A 20,815-nucleotide genomic window follows, 5' to 3' on the forward strand; every position below is an offset into this window, starting at 1 on the left:
AGTATTCTCTCTTTACTTTCTTTTAAACCTATACTAAAATAAAGGAATAACTGCCTGACTCCTGTTTCTGATAAACTTATATATAAATATCGGAACAGACAGACATATTGCCTTTATTTATCCGTTAAATTTTAGCAATATGTGATGGTATTTATCTACTTTTACAGAAACCGACTTATGAGGTAACTTATGACTGATATAAAGAAAAAAAATGATAATTCAGATAGGGCAAAATTTAAACGGGAGGTTACTGGTACCTTTGAAAAAGTCGGGTATTCCGAAGACTCCTCCGTACTTTTTTACGTGAATCAGACCAATACCAATTACCCGCTCCACTGGCATTCCGCAATCGAAATTATTATGCCCTTATCCAATTCCTATTCCGTCTTTATTAATAAAACCGGCTTTGAATTGGAACCTGGGGATATACTTATCATTCCTCCCGGAGATCTCCATGAGCTGTACGCTCCAATTAGTGGCTCAAGAATCATCTTACTTTTTGACTTTATGTTAATGAGCAAACAAAAGGGGTTTTCATGTCTTCTCCCCCTTATGACCCAGCCAAACCTCATTACACAGAAAAACTCCCCCGATATTTATAAAGAAGCTTATGAGCTGCTAATAAAGACAAAGGAGGAATATTTTAATGGGTTTCCTTTATGGGAAGTTTCCATATATACCCTAATTATACGCTTATTTGTTTTGATTGGACGCAGTCACATGGATACCAGCCATATTTTTCCCTTTGCCGGTATTCATAAGCAAAAGGAATACATTGAGAAGATCAACCTGATTTATGATTACATCGACCGGAATTATATGGAGAATCTTTCTTTGGATAAGGCCGCTAAAATCGCCGGGTTTTCTAAATACCATTTTTCCAGGCTTTTTAAGCAGATGACCTCTTCTTCCTTTTATGATTATTTGACGTTAAGGAGAATTAAGGCAGCGGAAAGTCTTTTGCTTAATCCGGACCTGGCTATTATTGACGTTGCACTCCAGTCCGGTTTTTCTAGTATTTCGACTTTTAACCGGGTGTTTAAATCTATTAAGAAGTGTACGCCTACGGATTTTAAGGATTTTTATGGAACTTTGAGTCATGATATTAAGTGATAAGATAGAAAGATTGTTAGAAAGGGGGGATAGAATCCTTGATAAAATCAGCAGGGAAGGTATTGAAAGCAGTGGTGGTGATATAGTTCTTATGCTTCGATTCTCCGGCTGAATTCACTAATGGATCATTCATCTGGTAAGGCGAGAGGGAACAGGCACAAACTCCTCGCTTTGCTCGTCAGACAGTGTGCCTGTTCCCTCTTTACCAGATGAATGATCCATAAGTGAATTGACAGCAGGAGTATAAGGCGCATAAGAACTATATCACCATCACTGCTTTTAAGTTTATGCTGTGAGCTGATTTTATCAAGGATTCTATCCTGTTTTCTGGCTGTCTCTTATTTGGGTTAATGTATCGTATTGATTTATGTTATCTGATTTGTGTTATCTGATTTGTGTCATCGATTGCTAAAGAAATTTAAAAATGGAATGTCTATTAATCTAGATTGATACATTCCATTTTTCTGGGTATTGATAAATTATTATTTTGCTATTTTTTCGGTTGGCTGTAGTGGATTGCCATCTATTATGTCTTGAACTTCTTCATATCCCTTCGGAAATGCAAAGTTATAGCGGGCAGGCAGAGCAAATACATATTTGGAATTGCGTCCTAGTTCACTGGGATTAACAGGTGCTGCTCCAATATGGATTATATCATTTTGTATATCCTTCCATTGACTGAGGGTAAATATAAGAATCGGGATGTCTTGTCGTGGTGTTTTTTTGGTCCACTTTGGATGACGGATCGATAGCATTGGTCCGGTTTCATGTTTATTTTCTTTATCTAAGTAATTTGCTGACCATTTATCTGCTATAATTGTGTAATTTGTCCAGCTTGAGGGAAGTGTGAATGAGAAACCGTAATCCTTATTTTTGTAGATTATGGAATCGGTCTTTCCGTCTGTTTCTGAGGCTTTGTCAGGTAGTAAAACAGGTGCTGCCTTACCGCCATCACTTTTAACTGCCGTGCCGGTACTTGCTTTAACAAGTGACGGGGCCGCATTCGCAGTACTTTCTTGGACTGCCTGAGGTGCAGGGTTATTGTTGGCAGTATCACCGGCTCTGACCTCGGCTGGAAGTGATGCCAATTCGTTGGAATTTTTATTGGATGTAAATGACGGCGCTGCAACGGTGGAGTTATTATCAGCTATTAGTGACGGTGCTTCACCGGCAGTAGTATTATCAGCTGTAAGTGATGGTGTTTCACTGGCGGCAGTATTATCAGCTATAAGTGACTGCGCTTCACCGGCGGCAGTATTATCAGCTATAAGTGACGGCGCTTCACCGGCGGTAGTATTATCAGCTGTAAGTGATGGTGTTTCACCGGCGGCAGCGTCATTTTCTCCGGTAGATGTTGTATTGTCGGCGGCAGTATTGCTGTCGCCAGCTTGTGCGTTCGTTGTCTTAGGTTCGGTGGTAGTTTCAGTAGTGTCTGGGGTTTGGGTGGTATTTACTGTATCCTGATTATTCTTCACCGTTGTCTGAGCGGCTTTATCTAAGATGACTAAGTTAGTATTCTCCTGATTACCCCATGCGACAAGTCCTCCAACCAGGCATACTGTAATCAGTATTACTCCTAATGCTGCTATGCCTTTCTTTTTGCTGCCTTTATCAAATATATTTAAAAATCGTTTTTTCATTGTCTTTTTACCTCCATTGAAATAAGTGGAAAATGCTGTATTATGTACATTTCCTTTATGAATGACCGAAAGTATGGTTTCGCTGTATTTCTTTTTATAGAGAAGGTCTGTGTTCTTAATTACTTCGGAATCACACACCATTTCCATATCTTTATCGGCCAGGTCTGTCATTATGTATATGAAGGGGTTAAACCAGTGTAAACTTTTTGCACATACCAAAAGCAATTTAAACCAGATATCTTTCCTTTTATAATGGATTAATTCATGTTTTAGAATCAGTCTTAAATCAGTAAGCTCTAATCTAAAATCCGGTAAAATTAGCACAGGCTTAAAGAAACCGGTCATCATTGGGCTGACAGTCTTTTTACAGGAGTACATAGGTATATCCCGGGTAACCTTCATTTCATCTCTTACTTCCTGCCAAAGGACCTTTAAATCCGTCTCTTCTATCGGCCGTAAGTAACGTTTTATTGACTTCCCAAACAGGTAGTATCCCAAAAGATAATAAAGTATACATAGTACAATTCCTGCCAGCCATACCAAAGCTAAAATCTCACTCAGAGACAGGGTATGGATCTGGGTTATTTCGGTTACTGACCTGGGGGGTACAATTGCCGGAGTACCTGTATTATGTGGCTTTACATGATTTTGCACCGGTATGGATATTTGTATTTTCTGTGACGGAGGCTTTATCTCAATGGGTCTTGCGGGCAGTGATGGACTAAAGGGAATTAAAAGCCTTACCGCAATGACAAACCACATCAGATACCTCCATTTGGCGGAATACTTTTTTTGAAAACCCGGAAGCAGAACTATGAGTACCGCCAGGATCACCGTCGTTGTCAGGGTTACCTGAATTACATTCCCAAAAACAGCCTCAAGCATTTCTTAATCCTCCTTAGCCGATTTATCGATAAATTCCCGTAATTCAGAAATATCGTCCTCATTGATTGCCTTGCTTTTATAGAGTGCCGAAACAAAGGTGGTAAGTGAATTCCCATATAATTTTTCCAGAATGGACTTGCTTTCACTTTCCAAATATTCAGATTCACCTATAACCGGAGAATAGATATTGACCTTGCCTTCTCTGGTGCTTGTTAAGAATCCTTTCTCTACCAGTCTTGCCAGAAAAGTAAGTACGGACGTAATCTTCCATTCTTTTTTATTTTTTAGTTGTTCACTGACATAGGCCGAGGTTACCGGTTCCCTGGCCCCCCAGATAATCATCATAATTTCAAGTTCTGAGTCTGGTAACCTTTTTATTTGTTTATTCATGATTTACACCCATTGCATATCCCAGGTTTGTCTGGGATACTGCCACAAATAAGAATGTGTGAAAGATGCTCCGTGTGGCAACCTTTCTTATAATAAATTTCTTTCACGCTTTCACTTCCTTCTACATTTGACGAATTTAGATTACTTCCATATTCTACATTTGGCGAATCAAAATGTCAATACTATAAATTCTTAAGTTTCTTACAATATTCTTAAGCCTATTGCGAAAAAACTTTATCAAAAAAACAGACCTCCTGAAATTACTCTCAGAAAGCCTGTACTAAAACTCTTATTCAAGATAATCTATAAATCCTTTTAAAGCGGTATCCTTTTTTACTGCCGCAGTTAACTTTGCATTTACTTTACTGATTACTGTTTGAATATCCTTTTCTTTGGTTAGTTTTTCGATATGTTTCTTTACTGTATCATTATTGATATCCTTGTTAATCACTAGCGCTCCGTTTTCATCTCTGATCACTGAGAGGGAACTCATTCCCGGCACCAAAGTATCAATGTTGTACAACTTGATATCATATGTTGTAAATACTATATAGGAATCCTTGTCTAAACCAGGTTTCACATAATTTTTAATATTCTTGTAACCCTCGACGATGTCACTTTTTTTATCCGTGTTGTCGGTTTTTTCATCTGCGGTGGTTTTTTTGTCTGTTTGTTTATCCGTAGTCTCTTTTGTAGTAGTCTCTTTATTAGTAGTTTCTTTATTAGTAGTCTCTTTTTTTGATGTTTCTTTTTCCGTATTTGCTTTTTCTGCTGTCTGGGTATCCGTAGTGTTCTTTTCAGATGTTACTTTATCCTCTGTCTGTCCTGTCTTCTCAGAATTATCTTTTTCTGAACTCTCTGCCTCAAGTTTGGGGGATGCAGTATCCTTTTTATTGGTCCCAGGGTCCGTTATGTCAGATACATTATAGTATGTATTTATGAGTTGATTAATCTCAGCTTCTATGTCCTCTTTCGAATAAACTTTTGCTTTTGCTAAATCAGACTCTGCTTCCGTTGTTTCATCATTTTCAGGTAACAATATCTTATCTTCCTGACGGGTATTATTACCTTCTTCCGTCTGAATACTTTCTTTTACCAGGGTATTGGTCTGTCCGACTGTTACCTCTTTTTTACTGGAATTGTTATTCACTGCTATAATCAATACCAGAAGGATACAGCCAGTGCCTGCGGCAGCCAAATATTTTTTCAGGTGCTTCATTTAATATATCTTCCTCATTTCTGTTCCTTATTTTGCTGTCGATTATACAGCCAAGCCTTCACTTTAGTTAAGATAACTTACAACTTTTACAGGTTGTCTGTAATCATAATTTGCTACTTTGATTCCGTATTCAGGGCTTTTTGCACTGATAACTTTACCATTGCCTATATAAAGAGCTACATGATTAATCCGTCCGCCTTTTGCGTAGAATATTAAATCTCCCGGCTGGATATTGGATATGGACTTGCTTTTTCCGCTGGAAGCCTGTGATCTGGAATCTCTTGGAATGTTGACACCTAAATCACTAAATACAGACTGTGTAAATCCGGAACAGTCTGCTCCGTTTGTTAAACTTGTTCCACCCCATACATAGGGATTCCCTTCAAATTTCAACGCATAATTTACTATCTTATTGCGGAGAGAAGATGAAGTACCAGAGGATACAGATGAGTCTGAACTTGATGTATCCGAATTAGATGCACTCTTAGTCTGATAGGATCTGCTGCTTCCTGATGTACTGCTGCTTCCTGATGTGCCGCTGCTTTGTTCCTGACTGGCAGCTTCCTCTGCTTTTATTTTCTTTTGTTCTTCTTCAATAGATATTGCTTTTTTATAAACAGTTGACAGATCTACATAATCAGAGGATACATAACCCTTATCTTTATTATCAACCGTTACTTTAATCCAGCCGTCGGTTTCTTTTTTTACTTTCAGTTCTTCACCAACAGGGACTAATGTTACTACAGGAGCATCCGTACTGGCATTTTTTCTTACCTTTAAGGTAGCCGTATTTACAGTAGCAATTCTGGTACCTGCTTTACTTGCTAGTTCCGCCGCTTTTGTTCCAGTTGCAAGATATTCTGCTTTTATGTATCCAGTTACGGAGCCGGATTTAACTTTATACCAACCGTTCTTTTTGGAAATTATGGTTGCCGCCGAATTATTATAAAGCTTACCAAGAATTTTACCGTCTTCACTGGGTTTTTTTCTTATATTGACATAATCGGTTACCTGTGCAAAAGAAATGTTGGCAAGCTCCTTAAAGGAACTGGAGGATAAATAATCCTTAATATCTTTATTTTCATTTGCATCCTTCTGATAAAAATCATTAAGTAATAAATCTATCCCTGCAATTGGCAACTCAGCAGCTTTTGTAACTACGGTCTGGCTGGCAAATGCGATTGTCCCTATCATACAATATGTAATAATCTTCCCTGCTTTTTTCATTTGAACCTCCATGGCTAATTTATTACAAATCTATTAAATTTGTTACAAACTTATTGTAAAATAAAATCGGACAGATTGCACTAGGGATATAATGGTAATTACGTAATTTTCTTGTTTATATCTCATTTAAAACAAAAACTAGTGTAACGGTATATTACTTTTCCTGTTCAAACCCATGATAATCGCTTAAGTTTCCTTGTAATGTTGCCACTTATCAACCGGTTGCCCCTTCACACTTAAATCACCCAACAAAAAAAGCTTATATCCAAACTCTGGATTTCTGCAGGCAGGTAATCCAAAAGTCAAATATAAGCTCTTTTACGATTTTGATTGGTATTGGTATTAAATCTTGGTAAAATTCTCTATAAACGAAATAATACATTAATTCTTTTGTAATAGTTTTTATACAAAACAATATAGGTTAACAATGACTGTCAAAGGATATTGTTTCATAAAATGTATTTCGTTATCCTAGCATCTGGTGTACTTTGGGCATCCATTCACTGATTGGTATGCTCTGAGGACATTTATCTTCACAGATCCTGCACTGTATGCAGGCAGCCGCACGATTTGCTTCCTCAAAAAAGTTATGATATACGTGGCGGGCCCCCTTTATATCATCATGGATGACGCTTCCGTTGTATAATTCAAAGTTTCTTGGAATCTCAACATGATTCGGACATGGCATACAATAGCTGCAGCCGGTACAGGGTATGGCTACCCTTTCATTGTAGCGGTCTCTGATCCGGTCAATCATTTTAAGATCTTCATCTCCTAAAAGTCCCACACCGGAACGACTGGCAGCAGTAATATTCTCCTGCACCTGTTCCATATTGCTCATACCGCTTAAGACAAGAGAGACTTCTGTCTGGTTCCATAACCATTGCAGCGCCCATTCAGACGGTGCATATTTTACGGGATTTTCATTCAGGATTTCTTTAATATCTGCTGGCGGATTTGCTAATCTTCCCCCTAATAAAGGCTCCATAATTACTACTCCGATACCCTTTGCGGCAGCATGCTTTAGCCCCTTCATACCAGCCTGGTTTTCAATATCCATATAATTGTACTGGATTTGACAGAAATCCCATTTATCATAGCCGTCCAGGATAGTTGTAAATGCTTCTGCCTGATCATGAAAGGAAAAGCCCAGATATTTTATTTTGCCGGAACTTTTAGCAGCTTCCGCCCGTTCAAGTATCTTATGTTTTAAAATCACATTTTCCCAGGTTTCCTGTGACAGACTGTGCAAGAGATAAAAATCAATATAATCTGTCTGTAGTTTGTTTAATTGTTCCTCCAACAGCCGGTCAAAATCCTCTGGATTATGAATCAGCCAGGTAGGGGACTTGGTAGCTAAGTATACCTTTTCCCGGTAGCCGTCCTTTAAGGCTTTACCGGTTAGGATTTCACTGTTTCCGCCATGGTACGGGTAAGCCGTATCCACATAATTCACGCCTTCATCAATTGCAGTGCGGATCATTTTGATTGCTTCTTCTTCCAGAATATTATGGGGATTTCCATCTGTAGGAAGCCTCATAGCCCCAAAGCCTAAGGCGGATACCATAACATCTAATTTGCCGAATTTTCTGTACCTCATAATTTGCACTCCTTAAACTGTTATTCAATTGTTGTGGAACTTTGGAAATAATGATGTGTATGCTATGCAGATTTTTCTATTTAAAGTATATCAGAATTCCTGCTGCATATCTATAGAAACTTATGTATTACGCTTTGACATCATCCTATGAAGTAACGGTTCTCACCCCTGCCAGTATATCGCTTAACTATAGAATTCATGAATGCACCAGCAGCTTTAAAAACCAGGGTTTTATAACCTCAACTGCTTCATAGGTGCATAATTCGTGACAGCAGAAACACCGGATACATTTATTCAGGTCCAAAACCGGTTTGCCCTCCACCATTGTCAGCGCTTCCGGCGGACAGCTTCTGGCACAGGCACCGCAGCTTTTACATTGATCTAGTTTAAATGCCGGTTTGGGACGGATATAACCGTCCACCCGTTTCTTAACGAATTTGGGCAGGATCAGGCTGTAGAAACTAAACGAAAGTTGTCTGGTGGGTTTTTTATAATCCTTAACCATGACCTCTTCTATTGTATGCCCCGCTAAAACGATCTCTTCCGCTAATAGTCCTCGTTCGGTGGATTTGCAAATCGTTGGTACCTCAGTGGGCTTTAATCCTATAATCCTTGCTGCCACAGAGTCCAGTTCATAGGGACTGGCTCCTGCCAGTATAAGACCTACCTGTTTCGGACTTCCGGCAGTAGGACCATAACCCTCCATTCCAACCACTGCGTCCATTACGGTAAGTACTGGTTTTGCGAAACTACAAAGATCAATTAAAAAATCCGCAAAATCATTTTTATCTTCAAACCTTAAATGATATTCGGCCTTTACTCTGCCCGGTATGATACCAAACAGATTCTTCACCGCACCACTGTAGACTGTCATCATATGGGTCTTGATTTTGGGAATATTAATGATTTTATCAACCTCCAGAACTGGTTTTATGGTTCTGATGGCTTTCATCAACTTTCCTTCATGATAAGGCACTTCAACCATTTCCGTATTATAATTAAGTTCTGCTCCGCATTGACTTGCAGCTTCTTTCATACCACAGGTTTCGTATATACTGTCCAGTACTTTTTCCGTGTATAAATAGGATGAGCCCGGACTGTCTCCAATGATTGGCACCCCGCCTGCATCAATGACGAGTTCTGCAAGTACCCGTGCGATTGCTGGATGGGTCGTGGTAACCCGTTCCGGTTTTCTCTTCATTAACAGGTTCACTTTCAGCAAAACCTTGTCCCCCGGTTTAACAAAGGCTCCCATTCCGCCAAGAGGCTTCAAAGCCTCCCCTACAGCCTCTCTTACTCTTGTTATTTCATAATCCTCACATTTTACTATGGATACCATCCCCATATAGAAACACCACCTTTATAAAATAATTCTATACCCATGTTTAAGCAAGCCCGTTACAATACAAAGACCAGGTGTAGTAAATTCGAGAACCTTTTGGATTTACAAAACATCTAAGCCGCCAAAATATATATCTCTATATATATCACTCTAATATATATCAACGTAATATATATTATACTAATAAACGCAGACACGTCAACATTATTTTCCATATTTGTATATTTTTACCTAATAAGCTTCTAGTGTCAAAACAAAAAGAAACTGCCCTAAAGATTGCTTTCTAATTAAGTCAATGATTTTAAGGCAGTATCTGTCACACCGGCTCCCCTTGTATACAGCGTCTAGTATCTTTGGAACTTCATTTTTAGCGGTCCTAAGTCTGCTCCGACAATTTTTATCCTGTTTAAATCTGCTATACCAAGTCCTTCTTCTGCAGCAAGTTTAACGTGCCGGACTTCATCTATGGTAAATCCCATAAAATCTAAGGTTACCATATCTACCGCCACCGGGTCTGCACCTGCAAGTACTATATTGGATTGGACCGGACGTACCCATAAAGGTCCATCTCCTTCTCCGCCGACAATACCATCGATAATTACAAAATCCGGTTTTCTGATCTTGTTAATATCTACAATTGCTTCTTTTAAACCCCATAGATGAAGCTGTTCTTTATAGGTGTCACCATAAAACCTGGTCGGAGGTACGCCAAAGGAATTTTTAATGCTTAAGGTAACACCGGCATCATATTCCGAATGAGTTTTTAATTTTGCAACTCCTATAACGACATCCGCATCCATGTAAACTTTTGGTATCATGATATCATGCCCCGTCAGACTCTTATCGGGTCTTAGACAATAACAATCCTCCGCCTGGCATTCCTCCATATTAAATAATTCTGCACCGGATATCTTATTATAGTTCGCGGACTCAAATACATTGCCGTAAGGGGTAGCCTCTGCAATTATGATCTTCCCGGCACCGCACTCTTTTACTAAATTAACCACTTCCTGAACTACTCTGTAATCGGTAGTTACGGCTTCGTTTGGCAGGGCGGGTTTTACCAGGTTTGGCTTAATTATTACCGTATCATTTTCCTTTATGATGCCTTTTAAGCCTCCAGCATGATTAACGGCCGTCCTTGTAACCAGACTATAATCTGTTCCAAGTCCAATCCCCACTACCGGTTCCGGCTCCATGATCCGTAAGGACCGTTTCATTTTCTCTGCAACCTGTTCAGGTATCGGTTTTAAATTATCCATCTTATCACCCTTTCCCATAGAATTTACTATTATACTATGTTAAATATTTCCATTCATCTTTGCCGCCTAACACCACGCATATCCGTCATGTTTGGACTCCTGCTTAAATGGCAGGATTACTTAAATGCATTCTTACTAGCTATACTATCATATGTTATAATTTAACTTTCGTGTATTTAATGGTTTTCTAGCTGATGAATGGGGCATATTTTCAGGCTGATTATCACTCCCTAGCATATACGCACAACCGACTACCTTTATACAAAGAGTCTGGTACACCAGAATCTGCATTGACGAGTTACCTCAGTAATACCTTTCCCTTAAACTTCATGCGCATCCTCCACGGAACGTTTTTCTTACAATACAGTAAAAGAGCACTCCTGAAGAACTACGCCCGAGTGGATTGCCATGCAACTACTTCCTATCCGCGAGGTGCGCCTCCTGCACGAAGGGTCTTTTATTTTACGGAATGGTTCAAAGAACTTTCCGTCTGTAAAATAATAAAAAATCAAGGTCAGTACTAGACTGCCTTGATTTTAATGTCTTACATTCCATTTCGGATATTAGTTATTACTTTTGGGAACTACTCTAATCCAGGATTCCTCATAGAATTTTTGCCCTGGTATTCCATAATAGATTTCAAATTCATACCCTGGTATAATTTCATAATTGGAGGTGGGAAGCCAATCTGTATAAACTCTTGCATTCAAGGTCTGCATGGCTTTGGAAGTCTCAGCAAGGTCATGGGGTTCATTAACAAAAACTGCCCAGGTAGCAGCAGGTATCTCTATGGCTTTGTAACCGGTACTATCGCTTAAGGGTGTCTTTAAGCTGCAGATCATATATGGGAAGCTGGTTCCTTCCAGTTCCTGGTATCCACATATGGAATTTAATCCTATGGGATAATTGGCCGATTTTAACAGTTTTACATAGTCCCCGTTTTCCATAAGCTCAGTCCAAAAGTCCGGTATACTTTTTAGGTGGCCTCCATCTTTCGTGTCAAATATCCTCTCAATGCCATACACAGTAAACGTTTCTTTTTGTACAATTTTGTAGTTCATTTCACTATCTCCTTTAATGGTTATTTGAAAGGAAATACGGGGATAGGCTTTGATGTCGGCTCCTAATTTACGTGCGGCCGTTGGTGTAATGCCATGCAATAATTGAAACGCACGGGTAAAGGATTCCGGGGAATCATATCCATATTTTAGGGCCAGGTCTAGGATTTTAATATTACTGTTTTGCAGCTCAAACGCCGCCAGGGTCATCTTTCTTCGTCTTACATATTCAGACAGCGCGACATTGGTTATAAATGTAAACATACGCTGAAAATGATATACCGAACAGCAGGCCGCCTGTGCCACTTTTTCATAATCCATCTTCTCTGTCAGGTGCCCTTCAATATAGTCTATTGCATGATTCATGTTATCCAGCCATTCCACAGATATCTCCTCCCTTCCTTTTAGAGTATAGCAAATTAGCAAATCGTTTTCCTTGCAGTTATTGCAAAAAAAAGCAAGATTACTTTCTCATTATTTTATCATATTACTTATAACAATCCAATAGGATTCAATATTCTTTACCACACTGATACCAAACACCTTCTCACACAAGATGTTATTGATTCAGGTTCATCGAATACTATCTTCTACAATCTTCTTCTACAATCCCCTTTGACTAACAATATCGTGTATTACAATTAACTTTATACACCTTCTGTTTTTTTCTTGCGCCGGATTCTTCTTGCCCGAAGAAAAAGGGTCAGAAATAGAATACTGTCAATGAGACCGGTAATCACCCCCAGAATAAACGAGACGGACCTATACTCACCACCTGCATTCATAATACAATACAAGGATAAAAGCCAGCATACTCCTGTAATTTTCATATAAGGTCCACTTAAATACAGTATGGTTTCCTCAAGGTCTGTTAGCCCTTTCTGCTGTGTTTCTTTCATTCTGAACATAACTCTGCCTCCTATTCATTTCCTGCTTTACTCTCATACAGTTCAAATTTAGGCAGTTCCTCCGCCAGATGACAGGCTACCATAGACGAGCCGAACTGCCTGGCTATCGGCTGTTTCGTTTTACAGATTTCTTTACAGTAGAGGCATCTGGTATGATATCTGCACCCGGTAGGCATGCCAGATACAGACGGTAAGTCCTCTTCCGTTATAAGCTGCCTATTCCTGCTTCTGGATAAGCGGGGATCCGGTATGGGCACCGCAGATAGCAGCGCTTGTAAATACGGGTGCTTCGGATCGGCAAGTACCTCTATCACATTACCTGTTTCCACAATACTTCCCAGATACATGACGGCAATTCGTCCATTCTTTCCTACATAGCGGGCAGTAGCAAGATCATGAGTAATATAGAGAATTGCTATTCCCCTATCTTCATTGAGACGTGCCAGCAAATTGAGTATGGCAACCCGAAGGGATACATCAATCATGGAAACCGGCTCATCCGCTAAAATCAACTGGGGGTTCATAGCCAGTGCCCTGGCAATCAGGATCCGCTGTCTCTGACCACCCGAAAGCTGATGGGGGTATTTATTAATATAATGATCCGGGGGGGTAAGTTCTACGGTAGTAAGTACCTCCCTTACTTTTTCAGAAAGATTAATTTTGTCTGCTAATTTTTTGATTAGCATTGGATCCCCCAGAGATTTAATCATGGTCCTCATGGGATTTAGGGCAGCATAGGAATCCTGTTGTATAATCTGGATGCTGTTACGGTATTCCAGTGCCTGCTCCTTTGTTAGTGAGTTACTCTTATGACCATTAAACTCATAGGTTCCATCCGTAGGCTTAACCAGTCCGGCAATCACATTAGACATGGTAGTCTTGCCGCTGCCGCTCTCCCCGACTACTACCACAATTTCCCCCTGATTGATCGAAAAATCAACTTTATGTAAGGCATTAAAGGTCCGTGGCTTTGAAAGCAGTCCTTTTCCTTTATAAAAATCCACATTGATGTTATCAAGCTTTACGATAGGGATATCTTTACTTTGAATCATTTCGTGGCATCCTTTCAGTTTTTATGTTTATTCTACCTTCTTAACCCTATGGCAGGAAACAGTATGTCCTTGTGACACCGTTACTGCTTCCGGTTCAATCTGTCTGCATTTCTCCTCACAATAAGGACACCGGTTAGCAAATATGCACCCTTTACGCGCTTCCATCAGATTAGGCGGGTTTCCAGGTATTGCTGTCCGTGCTTTTAAATCCCCGGTCAGGGACGGAGCTGCCTGAATTAGTAATTTAGTATATGGATGCTCCGGGAATTCAAACATTTCATAAATATCACCCATTTCTACTATCGTTCCGCCATACATTACTGCCATATAATCGCAGGTTTTTGCCACAACGGCAATATCATGGGTGGAAAGGAGCATGGTCATCTTGGTAGACTCATGTATTCCCAGTAATATGTTAAATATATAATCCTGAGTAATTACATCCAGTGCCGTTGTCGGTTCATCCAACAACAATATGGAAGGGTTTAATATTCTAGCAAATGCGATCATGACCCGTTGTTTCATCCCACCGGACATTTCATGAGGAAAGGATTTTAAAACCCGTTCCGGCTCCAGTCTTACCTCCTTTAACAGCTTAGAGGACAGAGCTGCAATTTCATCCACTCTCAGGTCTTTTTTATGAGCCAGATATGTTTCTATAAACTGTTCTTTAATTGTCATGGAAGGGTTCAGGCAGTTCTGCGCTGCCTGAAATACCATGGCGGTATCCCGCCACCGAAACTCCCTAAGCTCTTTATCCGTTAATTTTAAGATATCTTTATCCTCAAATAAAATACTCCCCTGTGTAATTTTACCCGGATTGGAAACGGTTCGCAAAATAGCGCTGGTCAATGTAGTCTTCCCGCTGCCACTTTCTCCTACCAGCCCGGTTATCCGCTTGGCCGGCAGATTGAAATCCAAGTGATTTACCGCCCGCAGCACACCTCCGGGAAGAAAAAAATCCACACATAAATCTTTTACTTTAAGAATAGAAGGGATATCCTCCCCCGTATTCGCTTCAATTAATTCCTCTTGTGTAAACATTATACTTGTCCTTCCTTTTTGACTTTTCTCACTTTATTGGTAGTACGAAGTCTTGGATTAAGCGCTTCGTCAAGACCGTTGGCAAAAAATATCAGTGACATCTGCAATAATATAAATGCGGCTGTGGGTACCATCATATTAAATATTCCTGCCGTATTCATGCCGCTGTTTGCCTGGGTAGATGCATTTGACAGCATAATGGACCAGTGGGTCGCATCATAAGGTGCCATGCCAAGGAGCATAAGTCCTACGCTTGCAGCTATGGCTGAATTGGTGTTTAGCACAAAGGTAGATGCCAGATAGGAGGTTACGTTGGGCAGAATTTCTTTAAATATGATATGGATTTTGGGCAGCCCCATAATGCGGCATACCAGTACAAATTCCCTCTGCTTTAGTGAAAGAATAGCCGCTCTGACATTCCTGGCAAGCCAGGCCCAGCTTAGTACCGCCAATACAATCGCAAGCATAATTACATTTTGGACCGGAAATACCACTGCAATAATTAATTGGACCGGGAATATGGGAATACTGATTAAGATCTGAATCAGCATGGAGATTATTTTATCTGCAATACCACCTGCAAATCCTGCCAGAGCACCCAGTGCAAACCCTAATGCAACCGTAAATAAGGAAGCTAAAAGACCAATAAATAATACGGATCTGGAGCCGTGGACGATCTGCTGAAACAAATCGTTCCCCACATAATCCGTACCAAAGGGATGTCTAAATGATGGCCACTGGTAACGATGCAAAAAATCCGTACCCAGATCCAACGGTACTATCAGAGGTCCAAAAATTGCCATCACCAAAAACAAAGTCAGTATGATCATTCCGGCAAAGGCCTGTTTATTATTATATAGAACCCGAAAAAAAGATTTTACATTCTCCAATTTTATTCCTCCCTCTTTATCCTTGGATCCAGCTTCGGCATCAGGAAATCCACCAAAAGGCTGGCTAAAACCGTAGCTCCCGTGGTGATGAGCAAAAGTCCCTGACACACAGTAAAGTCCCGGTTGCCCAGTGCCTTTGCCAATTGGGAACCAATGCCCGGATACACAAAGGGACCTTCCATATAAGTTGCCCCTCCAAGCATGGTACCAAAGCTTATGGCAAGAGCTGTATACAAGGGCAGCAAAGCATTCTGCTTTACATATTTGCTTCGTATGACCTGGTCAGACAGCCCTCTGGCATAAGCAGCCGTAACATAATCCTCTGCCATAACACCAATACAGCTGCCTTTCATGTTCATGACCCAGGCATTGATCTGAGTACAGGTATAGGCAAAAACCGGTAGTGCGGCATGCCAGAGCACATCTTTTATAAACAGCCAGTTAAAGCCAGGGGTAACCTGTATGGAATAAGCTCCCTGAATGGGAAACCAATGAAGTCCGAATGCAAAAATGGATAAAACAAAGGTAGGAACCAGTGCCGGAGGGATTGCGTTAACCACTGTTGCATAGCCTGCGATGAGGGAACTGAGAATGGATTTTCTTCTCCAGGCCATAATACTGCCAAGCCATGTTCCAAGAATATAACTTAAGGTTAAAGCAATGGAAACCAGGAAAAGCGTCCAGGGCATATAATAGGCAATAATCTCATTTACCGTAATGGAACTGTTTGTCATGGAGGTTCCCAGATTTCCTTCCAGTAACGCTTTATAATAACGGCCCATCTGATGTAATATAGGTTCGCTGGGATCATAATTGTACATCTGTGTAACCAGTATTTTGGCTTCCTTATAATCAATTCCTCTTGCTACTGCCAGATCACGGGCCTTTACATCAAAAACATCCCCAGGCATCATACGGAACAGTATAAAGGTAAGCAGGGAACAAATTATAATTGTTAAGACTGCCATGCCGGTTTTCTTCAAATAGTAATTTGAGTTCATATGTCTCTCCTTTTATTTTTTGTCAGGCGGTATTACCTATTTATCAGACTAGTAGCATACTAACTATGTCCGGATACCGACAGCATGTTTTTCCATATTCACAACTTATTAGTCATAAATATTTGTTTCACTTCATACTGCTGCCGGTTTCCAAACTATAACACGATTGCTACGTAGTTAAATCCTGACTTTATTTTGGAGAAAGCATCCACATTTTACGTACGCCGCCGGAAAAGCCCCAATTTAAATTATAGGTAGCAATTTTTTCTTCTTCGGTTTCCGGGAAAGGCATCCAACGGGTATCCGGAACTTTATCAAGCATCGGCAGTCCCCCTGTGGTGGCCAGATTTTCCCAGGCTGCCGTTACATTCTGATAAAAATTAATGGAAAAGGCATTCTCATTAGTAGCCCAAATAATGCGTTCCCAATGATCTTTACGCACCTTTTCATCCGGTTCGTTCTGCATGTCTGACAGCCAATTCCAGATATTGATTGTATTGCCGTCCCAATCGGTTACTTCAAGGGTCGTTACATTTGTTTTTTCATCGAATGGGAAATTCATCTTTTTGGCCGGTCCGCTAACATGTTCGTAATAATTTTTTAGCGGAAAATATGGATATGAAAAAGACCAGGCAATATCCATCCACTCCCAGCTCATATCAAAAGCATGTTCTACCTCAGACTGGCTGCCGTAAACCGTACCGTCTACTGCCATTACTTCACAATCAATACCAAATTGTTTCAGCTGATTTGCATAAATTGGTGTCACCAAAGTGGCTACATACCACCCCTTATCAAGACCAATGGTGAGTTTAATGGGTGTTTTATCAGGATTCAGCCATTTACCGTTTACTTTAGTACATCCGATGCTCTCAAGGAGTTCTGCCGCTTTTTGCTCGTTATGGTCATATTTTCTCATCTTATCAATAACTTCCTGGTCAACATACTTGGTAAGCATGGACGGCGGCAAACCTAAAGAGGACCAGGGGTGTAATTCCGACTGGTAGGAACCGATATCACGCATGGCTCCTCTGTCGGCTATGTAGTTTAGTGCCTGCCTGAATTCCTTTTTAGACATGGGCGAAGTTTTTGAGCCCTGATTAAAATACAAGCCGTGGCTGCCCATATCTTCCATGGGGTAATAGATAAGATTTTTATTGGAATCCAGAATAGAATCTGTTAAATCCTTAGGCAGCGTACCATCCATATTCTGAATTTCTTCTGATTTCATCATAGAGGCTTTTGTGGCATCCGTAGTGGATTTAATAATAATCTTGTCATAGGTCTGTTTCGACGGATTCCAATAATACGGATTTTTGCTCATACTTCCTTCATTCAGGGTGTGCCCTTTATCGTTAATATAAGGACCTGTGCCAACAATTATGTGATCCTTATTGGGTGGTGTTACGATATATTCTTTCCACACATCATCAAGTTTTGACACGATCTCCGGATTATTAAAGGTATCCCTGCCGTAAGGTCCCTGGAGTCCCTTAGCTTTTTGCTCCTTTGTAAGCAGAGGAAGCTGCTGCACCAGTTGTGACCTCTCATCTGCGAATTTCTTGTAAATATGATATGGGATACGTCCGTGATGAACTTCCTGTGCAATGAGCATGATACGAAGGTCATCAAAAGGTGCCGGTTCCTGCCATACAAATTCAACCGTCAGATCATCCGGTGTTTCGATGGAGGTAAGATAGTTTACCGGTGAATTAAAGCATATCTGATAAAAAGCCCAGATATCTTTGCTGGTAAAAGCTTCCCCGTCACTCCATTTGATATTTGGGCGTAATTTAAATATGGTTTTATTTCCTTCGTTCGTATAACTCTCCGCTAGCTGCAGTTCAATATCATCGGAACCACGCTGGTAACGTACCAAGCCTTCAAAAGCAAAATCCCCGAAAGAATTCGTGCCGGTTTCAGAGTTCTGGTTGGCAATAAATAATGCCGGGTCCGGAAGGCCTCCCTGTCTTACATAAACCTTTTCCCCATTCGACTCCTGCTTTCCTCCTGGGGACAGCGCCTCATTCGTAGTAGCAGTTTTGGAACATGCCGCTGCGGCTGCCGCCATAAGCACCACAAGTCCCATTGTGATTAGTTTCTTCAACTTTTGCATAAAATACATCCTCCGATTCTTGTTAACAGATTGTCTTTCTGTTAACCTTTTATATTTACGGCGAAATGGATTCTCCACTTCCCTTTGCCGCCTGGCTAAATAAGAATACCGGGTTACACCTGCTGTCATATGTTAAATACACAGTACATATTTGCCTTCTATACCCTGATTCTTAATAGAATGCAAATCTGTATGGATGAATCTCAGAACGAAAATTTTCGTATATTTCAGGAATGTAATTACTTTAAATAGGATTATATTCCTTTTAGTCGTAAATGTCAATTTGATTTTCTATCTTTTAGGGATAATTTAGATTTTTGTGATTATTATATTATAATGTTGAAAAAAGAGGAGGTATCGTTATGACGATTGGTGACCGCTTAAGAGAGCTTAGAGAAAATCTTGGATTCATGCAGATTACAGTGTCAAAAAAAATAGGCATCAGCAATAAAGTTTTGTCTAATTATGAGAATAATATCAGTACTCCGGATCTACAGACTTTAATACTACTCTGCAGTTTTTATAAGGTATCCTCTGATTACCTGTTAGGTCTTACTATAAAAGAACCATTGGCAGAATCTAAGGTAACAGAAGAGGAAAAGAAAATACTCAATTACTACAACAGACTGAATGAAGAAAATAAGGATGCCTCAAAAGGTTTTATGATCAACCTTTTCAGAGAACAACAGAATACAGGAACAACCAATGTGAAAAAGGGTTTCATATAAGCGCAAGAGCTGGAAATATTACTTTTGTTGATTTTAAACTATTTCTCCCTTGATGTGCCTATTCCTTTCTTACTTTGCAAAAGCCTGCCGCTACAATGACTAAAATACTTGGCGTGTCGTGCATCCCACGATGGTTTCTTTCAATTAAACGAACTTTTCCAAAAAAAATAAACGGTTGTATTAATAACTCGACAACCGTTTATTTAAATCTATATAATAATAAATTTATTACTATAATTACGATACTATCTTTCTGGCAAATTCCCTGACATTCTTAATATCCTGAGCATCAGGTTTTCCTTTGTGCATAAATTTAAATTCACCTCTGCAATGAAATTCCCTTACCTCCAGCGCTATACCTTTTTCGCCGAGAAGTTTTTTAATCTGTCCGTAGGTGGAGGGAAGAATTGCGGCAGTACTGAAATTAACTACTGTTTTTACACGGGAATCCAGGGAATTAATGAACGTTTTGACTTTATTATCAACCCCTGCTCCATATACACTGCTGCCAAGGAATAGAATATCCACATCCCCTTCGATGGGCACTTCAACGGATTTCGCCTTTACTAAAAGTTCATCTCCGATAGCCTCGGCAAGCTTTGCGGTATTGCCGGTTTTTGAATAATATCTGACTTCTACTTTTTTAGTGGCTGCCATTATAGTAACTCCTTTATTTTATTTTCAATCTTAGCTAAATCCTCAGTTGGTTCAAAACGCTTTATTACATTACCTTGTCTATCGATTAAAAACTTCGTAAAATTCCATTTGATGCTTGGTTTATCTTTATAATCCGGGTCTTCCTTTGATAATTTGGCGTCCAGACGGGCAGAGAGTTCATGTTCGGGATTAAATCCTGTGAATCCTTTTTCATTCACTAAAAACTTATATAGTGGGTCTGCATTTTCTCCGTTTACTTCAATTTTTGAAAAAATGGGGAAAGATACCCCGTATTTGCTTTCACAAAACTCTGCAATTTCATCATTGGAGCCTGGAGCCTGATGTCCGAACTGGTCACAAGGGAAATCTAATATTGCAAAACCTTGTTCTTTATACGTTTCGTATAATTTTTCCAAGCTTTCATACTGAGGTGTAAATCCACACATAGTAGCACTGTTCATAATAAGCAATACCTGTCCTTTGTAATCACCCAGGGAAACTTCACTGCCTTTTCTATCCTTTACTGTTAATTCATATAAACTCATAGTATCACGCTCCTTTTGATTTATTGTAAAAAAGAATTCTTTTATCTTTATATTGTTCTCAATTTAATTTTAAGCAATCTTTTTAAATTTGTCAATGGGTCAATCTATATCTAATGAAAATTTTATGATTTTTATATA

The 20,815-nt window shown here is 39.8% G+C and carries 19 protein-coding genes; 3 read left to right on the forward strand and 16 right to left on the reverse strand.

Annotated features, from left to right (window positions below):
* Positions 1-189: 189 nt before the first annotated feature.
* Together QA584_RS16035 and QA584_RS16040 are read left to right on the forward strand one after the other, a co-directional pair.
* Positions 190-1,113 (forward strand): helix-turn-helix domain-containing protein, encoded by a 924-nt coding sequence (locus tag QA584_RS16035; protein WP_278270061.1) that lies wholly within the window; start codon positions 190-192, stop codon positions 1,111-1,113.
* On the forward strand, positions 1,100-1,225 hold the full coding sequence (locus QA584_RS16040) for a hypothetical protein (RefSeq protein WP_278270062.1): 126 nt from the start codon (positions 1,100-1,102) through the stop codon (positions 1,223-1,225). The genes QA584_RS16035 and QA584_RS16040 overlap by 14 nt, the downstream gene beginning before the upstream one ends.
* Before the next feature lie 370 nt (positions 1,226-1,595).
* Here QA584_RS16040 and QA584_RS16045 read toward each other — a convergent pair whose 3' ends face one another.
* The 14 genes from QA584_RS16045 to QA584_RS16110 form a co-directional block, all read right to left on the reverse strand.
* Positions 1,596-3,638 (reverse strand): M56 family metallopeptidase, encoded by a 2,043-nt coding sequence (locus QA584_RS16045; protein WP_278270064.1) that lies wholly within the window; start codon positions 3,636-3,638, stop codon positions 1,596-1,598.
* Positions 3,639-3,641: 3 nt separating this feature from the next.
* The gene (locus QA584_RS16050; protein ID WP_278270065.1) at positions 3,642-4,028 is read right to left on the reverse strand and encodes a BlaI/MecI/CopY family transcriptional regulator; all 387 of its coding nucleotides are present in this window, start codon (positions 4,026-4,028) and stop codon (positions 3,642-3,644) included.
* Positions 4,029-4,317: 289 nt separating this feature from the next.
* Entirely contained in the window at positions 4,318-5,247 is a 930-nt protein-coding gene (locus QA584_RS16055) for a hypothetical protein (protein ID WP_278270066.1), read from the reverse strand.
* 63 nt (positions 5,248-5,310) lie between these two features.
* The gene (locus QA584_RS16060) at positions 5,311-6,474 is read right to left on the reverse strand and encodes a C40 family peptidase (protein ID WP_278270067.1); all 1,164 of its coding nucleotides are present in this window, start codon (positions 6,472-6,474) and stop codon (positions 5,311-5,313) included.
* A gap of 466 nt (positions 6,475-6,940) precedes the next feature.
* A complete protein-coding gene (locus QA584_RS16065; RefSeq protein ID WP_278270068.1) occupies positions 6,941-8,074 on the reverse strand; it encodes an aldo/keto reductase in 1,134 nt (377 codons plus the stop codon).
* Positions 8,075-8,270: 196 nt separating this feature from the next.
* Entirely contained in the window at positions 8,271-9,419 is a 1,149-nt protein-coding gene (locus tag QA584_RS16070; protein WP_278270069.1) for a DUF362 domain-containing protein, read from the reverse strand.
* A gap of 341 nt (positions 9,420-9,760) precedes the next feature.
* Positions 9,761-10,678 carry a DUF362 domain-containing protein gene (locus tag QA584_RS16075; RefSeq protein WP_278270070.1) on the reverse strand — a complete coding sequence of 306 codons (918 nt, stop codon included), beginning with the start codon at positions 10,676-10,678 and terminating at the stop codon, positions 9,761-9,763.
* 563 nt (positions 10,679-11,241) lie between these two features.
* The gene (locus tag QA584_RS16080; protein ID WP_278270071.1) at positions 11,242-12,120 is read right to left on the reverse strand and encodes an AraC family transcriptional regulator; all 879 of its coding nucleotides are present in this window, start codon (positions 12,118-12,120) and stop codon (positions 11,242-11,244) included.
* A 263-nt stretch (positions 12,121-12,383) separates the two neighbouring features.
* Positions 12,384-12,644: a hypothetical protein gene (locus QA584_RS16085; protein WP_278270072.1), complete on the reverse strand. Its 261-nt coding sequence runs from the start codon at positions 12,642-12,644 to the stop codon at positions 12,384-12,386.
* Between the two features lie 11 nt (positions 12,645-12,655).
* Positions 12,656-13,696, reverse strand: a complete 1,041-nt coding sequence (locus QA584_RS16090) for an oligopeptide/dipeptide ABC transporter ATP-binding protein (RefSeq protein WP_278270073.1) — start codon at positions 13,694-13,696, stop codon at positions 12,656-12,658.
* A 27-nt stretch (positions 13,697-13,723) separates the two neighbouring features.
* Entirely contained in the window at positions 13,724-14,740 is a 1,017-nt protein-coding gene (locus QA584_RS16095) for an ABC transporter ATP-binding protein (protein ID WP_278270074.1), read from the reverse strand.
* Complete coding sequence (locus QA584_RS16100) at positions 14,740-15,630, reverse strand: ABC transporter permease (protein ID WP_278270075.1); 891 nt, start codon at positions 15,628-15,630, stop codon at positions 14,740-14,742. The genes QA584_RS16095 and QA584_RS16100 overlap by 1 nt, the downstream gene beginning before the upstream one ends.
* Positions 15,631-15,632: 2 nt before the next feature.
* Positions 15,633-16,631 carry an ABC transporter permease gene (locus QA584_RS16105; RefSeq protein ID WP_278270076.1) on the reverse strand — a complete coding sequence of 333 codons (999 nt, stop codon included), beginning with the start codon at positions 16,629-16,631 and terminating at the stop codon, positions 15,633-15,635.
* A 190-nt stretch (positions 16,632-16,821) separates the two neighbouring features.
* Entirely contained in the window at positions 16,822-18,747 is a 1,926-nt protein-coding gene (locus tag QA584_RS16110) for an ABC transporter substrate-binding protein (RefSeq protein WP_278270078.1), read from the reverse strand.
* Between the two features lie 362 nt (positions 18,748-19,109).
* On the opposite strand from QA584_RS16110, the gene QA584_RS16115 reads away from it, so the two are divergent.
* Positions 19,110-19,475 carry a helix-turn-helix domain-containing protein gene (locus tag QA584_RS16115; RefSeq protein WP_278270079.1) on the forward strand — a complete coding sequence of 122 codons (366 nt, stop codon included), beginning with the start codon at positions 19,110-19,112 and terminating at the stop codon, positions 19,473-19,475.
* A gap of 237 nt (positions 19,476-19,712) precedes the next feature.
* Here QA584_RS16115 and QA584_RS16120 read toward each other — a convergent pair whose 3' ends face one another.
* Positions 19,713-20,132, reverse strand: a complete 420-nt coding sequence (locus QA584_RS16120; protein WP_278270080.1) for a flavodoxin family protein — start codon at positions 20,130-20,132, stop codon at positions 19,713-19,715.
* Positions 20,132-20,677 carry a glutathione peroxidase gene (locus tag QA584_RS16125; protein ID WP_278270081.1) on the reverse strand — a complete coding sequence of 182 codons (546 nt, stop codon included), beginning with the start codon at positions 20,675-20,677 and terminating at the stop codon, positions 20,132-20,134. The genes QA584_RS16120 and QA584_RS16125 overlap by 1 nt, the downstream gene beginning before the upstream one ends.
* Positions 20,678-20,815 lie beyond the last annotated feature (138 nt).

The sequence above is a fragment of the Anaerocolumna sp. AGMB13025 genome, from assembly GCF_029689925.1.
Lineage (GTDB): Bacteria > Bacillota > Clostridia > Lachnospirales > Lachnospiraceae > Anaerocolumna.

Excerpts from the sequence above, each read along its gene's own strand:
- QA584_RS16090 (WP_278270073.1), bottom strand. The coding sequence starts at position 13,696 with ATGATTCAAAGTAAAGATATCCCTATCGTAAAGCTTGATAACATCAAT.
- QA584_RS16055 (WP_278270066.1), bottom strand. The coding sequence starts at position 5,247 with ATGAAGCACCTGAAAAAATATTTGGCTGCCGCAGGCACTGGCTGTATC.
- QA584_RS16065 (WP_278270068.1), bottom strand. The coding sequence starts at position 8,074 with ATGAGGTACAGAAAATTCGGCAAATTAGATGTTATGGTATCCGCCTTA.
- QA584_RS16035 (WP_278270061.1), top strand. The coding sequence starts at position 190 with ATGACTGATATAAAGAAAAAAAATGATAATTCAGATAGGGCAAAATTT.
- QA584_RS16050 (WP_278270065.1), bottom strand. The coding sequence starts at position 4,028 with ATGAATAAACAAATAAAAAGGTTACCAGACTCAGAACTTGAAATTATG.
- QA584_RS16115 (WP_278270079.1), top strand. The coding sequence starts at position 19,110 with ATGACGATTGGTGACCGCTTAAGAGAGCTTAGAGAAAATCTTGGATTC.
- QA584_RS16120 (WP_278270080.1), bottom strand. The coding sequence starts at position 20,132 with ATGGCAGCCACTAAAAAAGTAGAAGTCAGATATTATTCAAAAACCGGC.
- QA584_RS16105 (WP_278270076.1), bottom strand. The coding sequence starts at position 16,631 with ATGAACTCAAATTACTATTTGAAGAAAACCGGCATGGCAGTCTTAACA.
- QA584_RS16045 (WP_278270064.1), bottom strand. The coding sequence starts at position 3,638 with ATGCTTGAGGCTGTTTTTGGGAATGTAATTCAGGTAACCCTGACAACG.
- QA584_RS16110 (WP_278270078.1), bottom strand. The coding sequence starts at position 18,747 with ATGCAAAAGTTGAAGAAACTAATCACAATGGGACTTGTGGTGCTTATG.
- QA584_RS16075 (WP_278270070.1), bottom strand. The coding sequence starts at position 10,678 with ATGGATAATTTAAAACCGATACCTGAACAGGTTGCAGAGAAAATGAAA.
- QA584_RS16095 (WP_278270074.1), bottom strand. The coding sequence starts at position 14,740 with ATGTTTACACAAGAGGAATTAATTGAAGCGAATACGGGGGAGGATATC.
- QA584_RS16125 (WP_278270081.1), bottom strand. The coding sequence starts at position 20,677 with ATGAGTTTATATGAATTAACAGTAAAGGATAGAAAAGGCAGTGAAGTT.
- QA584_RS16085 (WP_278270072.1), bottom strand. The coding sequence starts at position 12,644 with ATGTTCAGAATGAAAGAAACACAGCAGAAAGGGCTAACAGACCTTGAG.
- QA584_RS16040 (WP_278270062.1), top strand. The coding sequence starts at position 1,100 with ATGATATTAAGTGATAAGATAGAAAGATTGTTAGAAAGGGGGGATAGA.
- QA584_RS16070 (WP_278270069.1), bottom strand. The coding sequence starts at position 9,419 with ATGGGGATGGTATCCATAGTAAAATGTGAGGATTATGAAATAACAAGA.
- QA584_RS16060 (WP_278270067.1), bottom strand. The coding sequence starts at position 6,474 with ATGAAAAAAGCAGGGAAGATTATTACATATTGTATGATAGGGACAATC.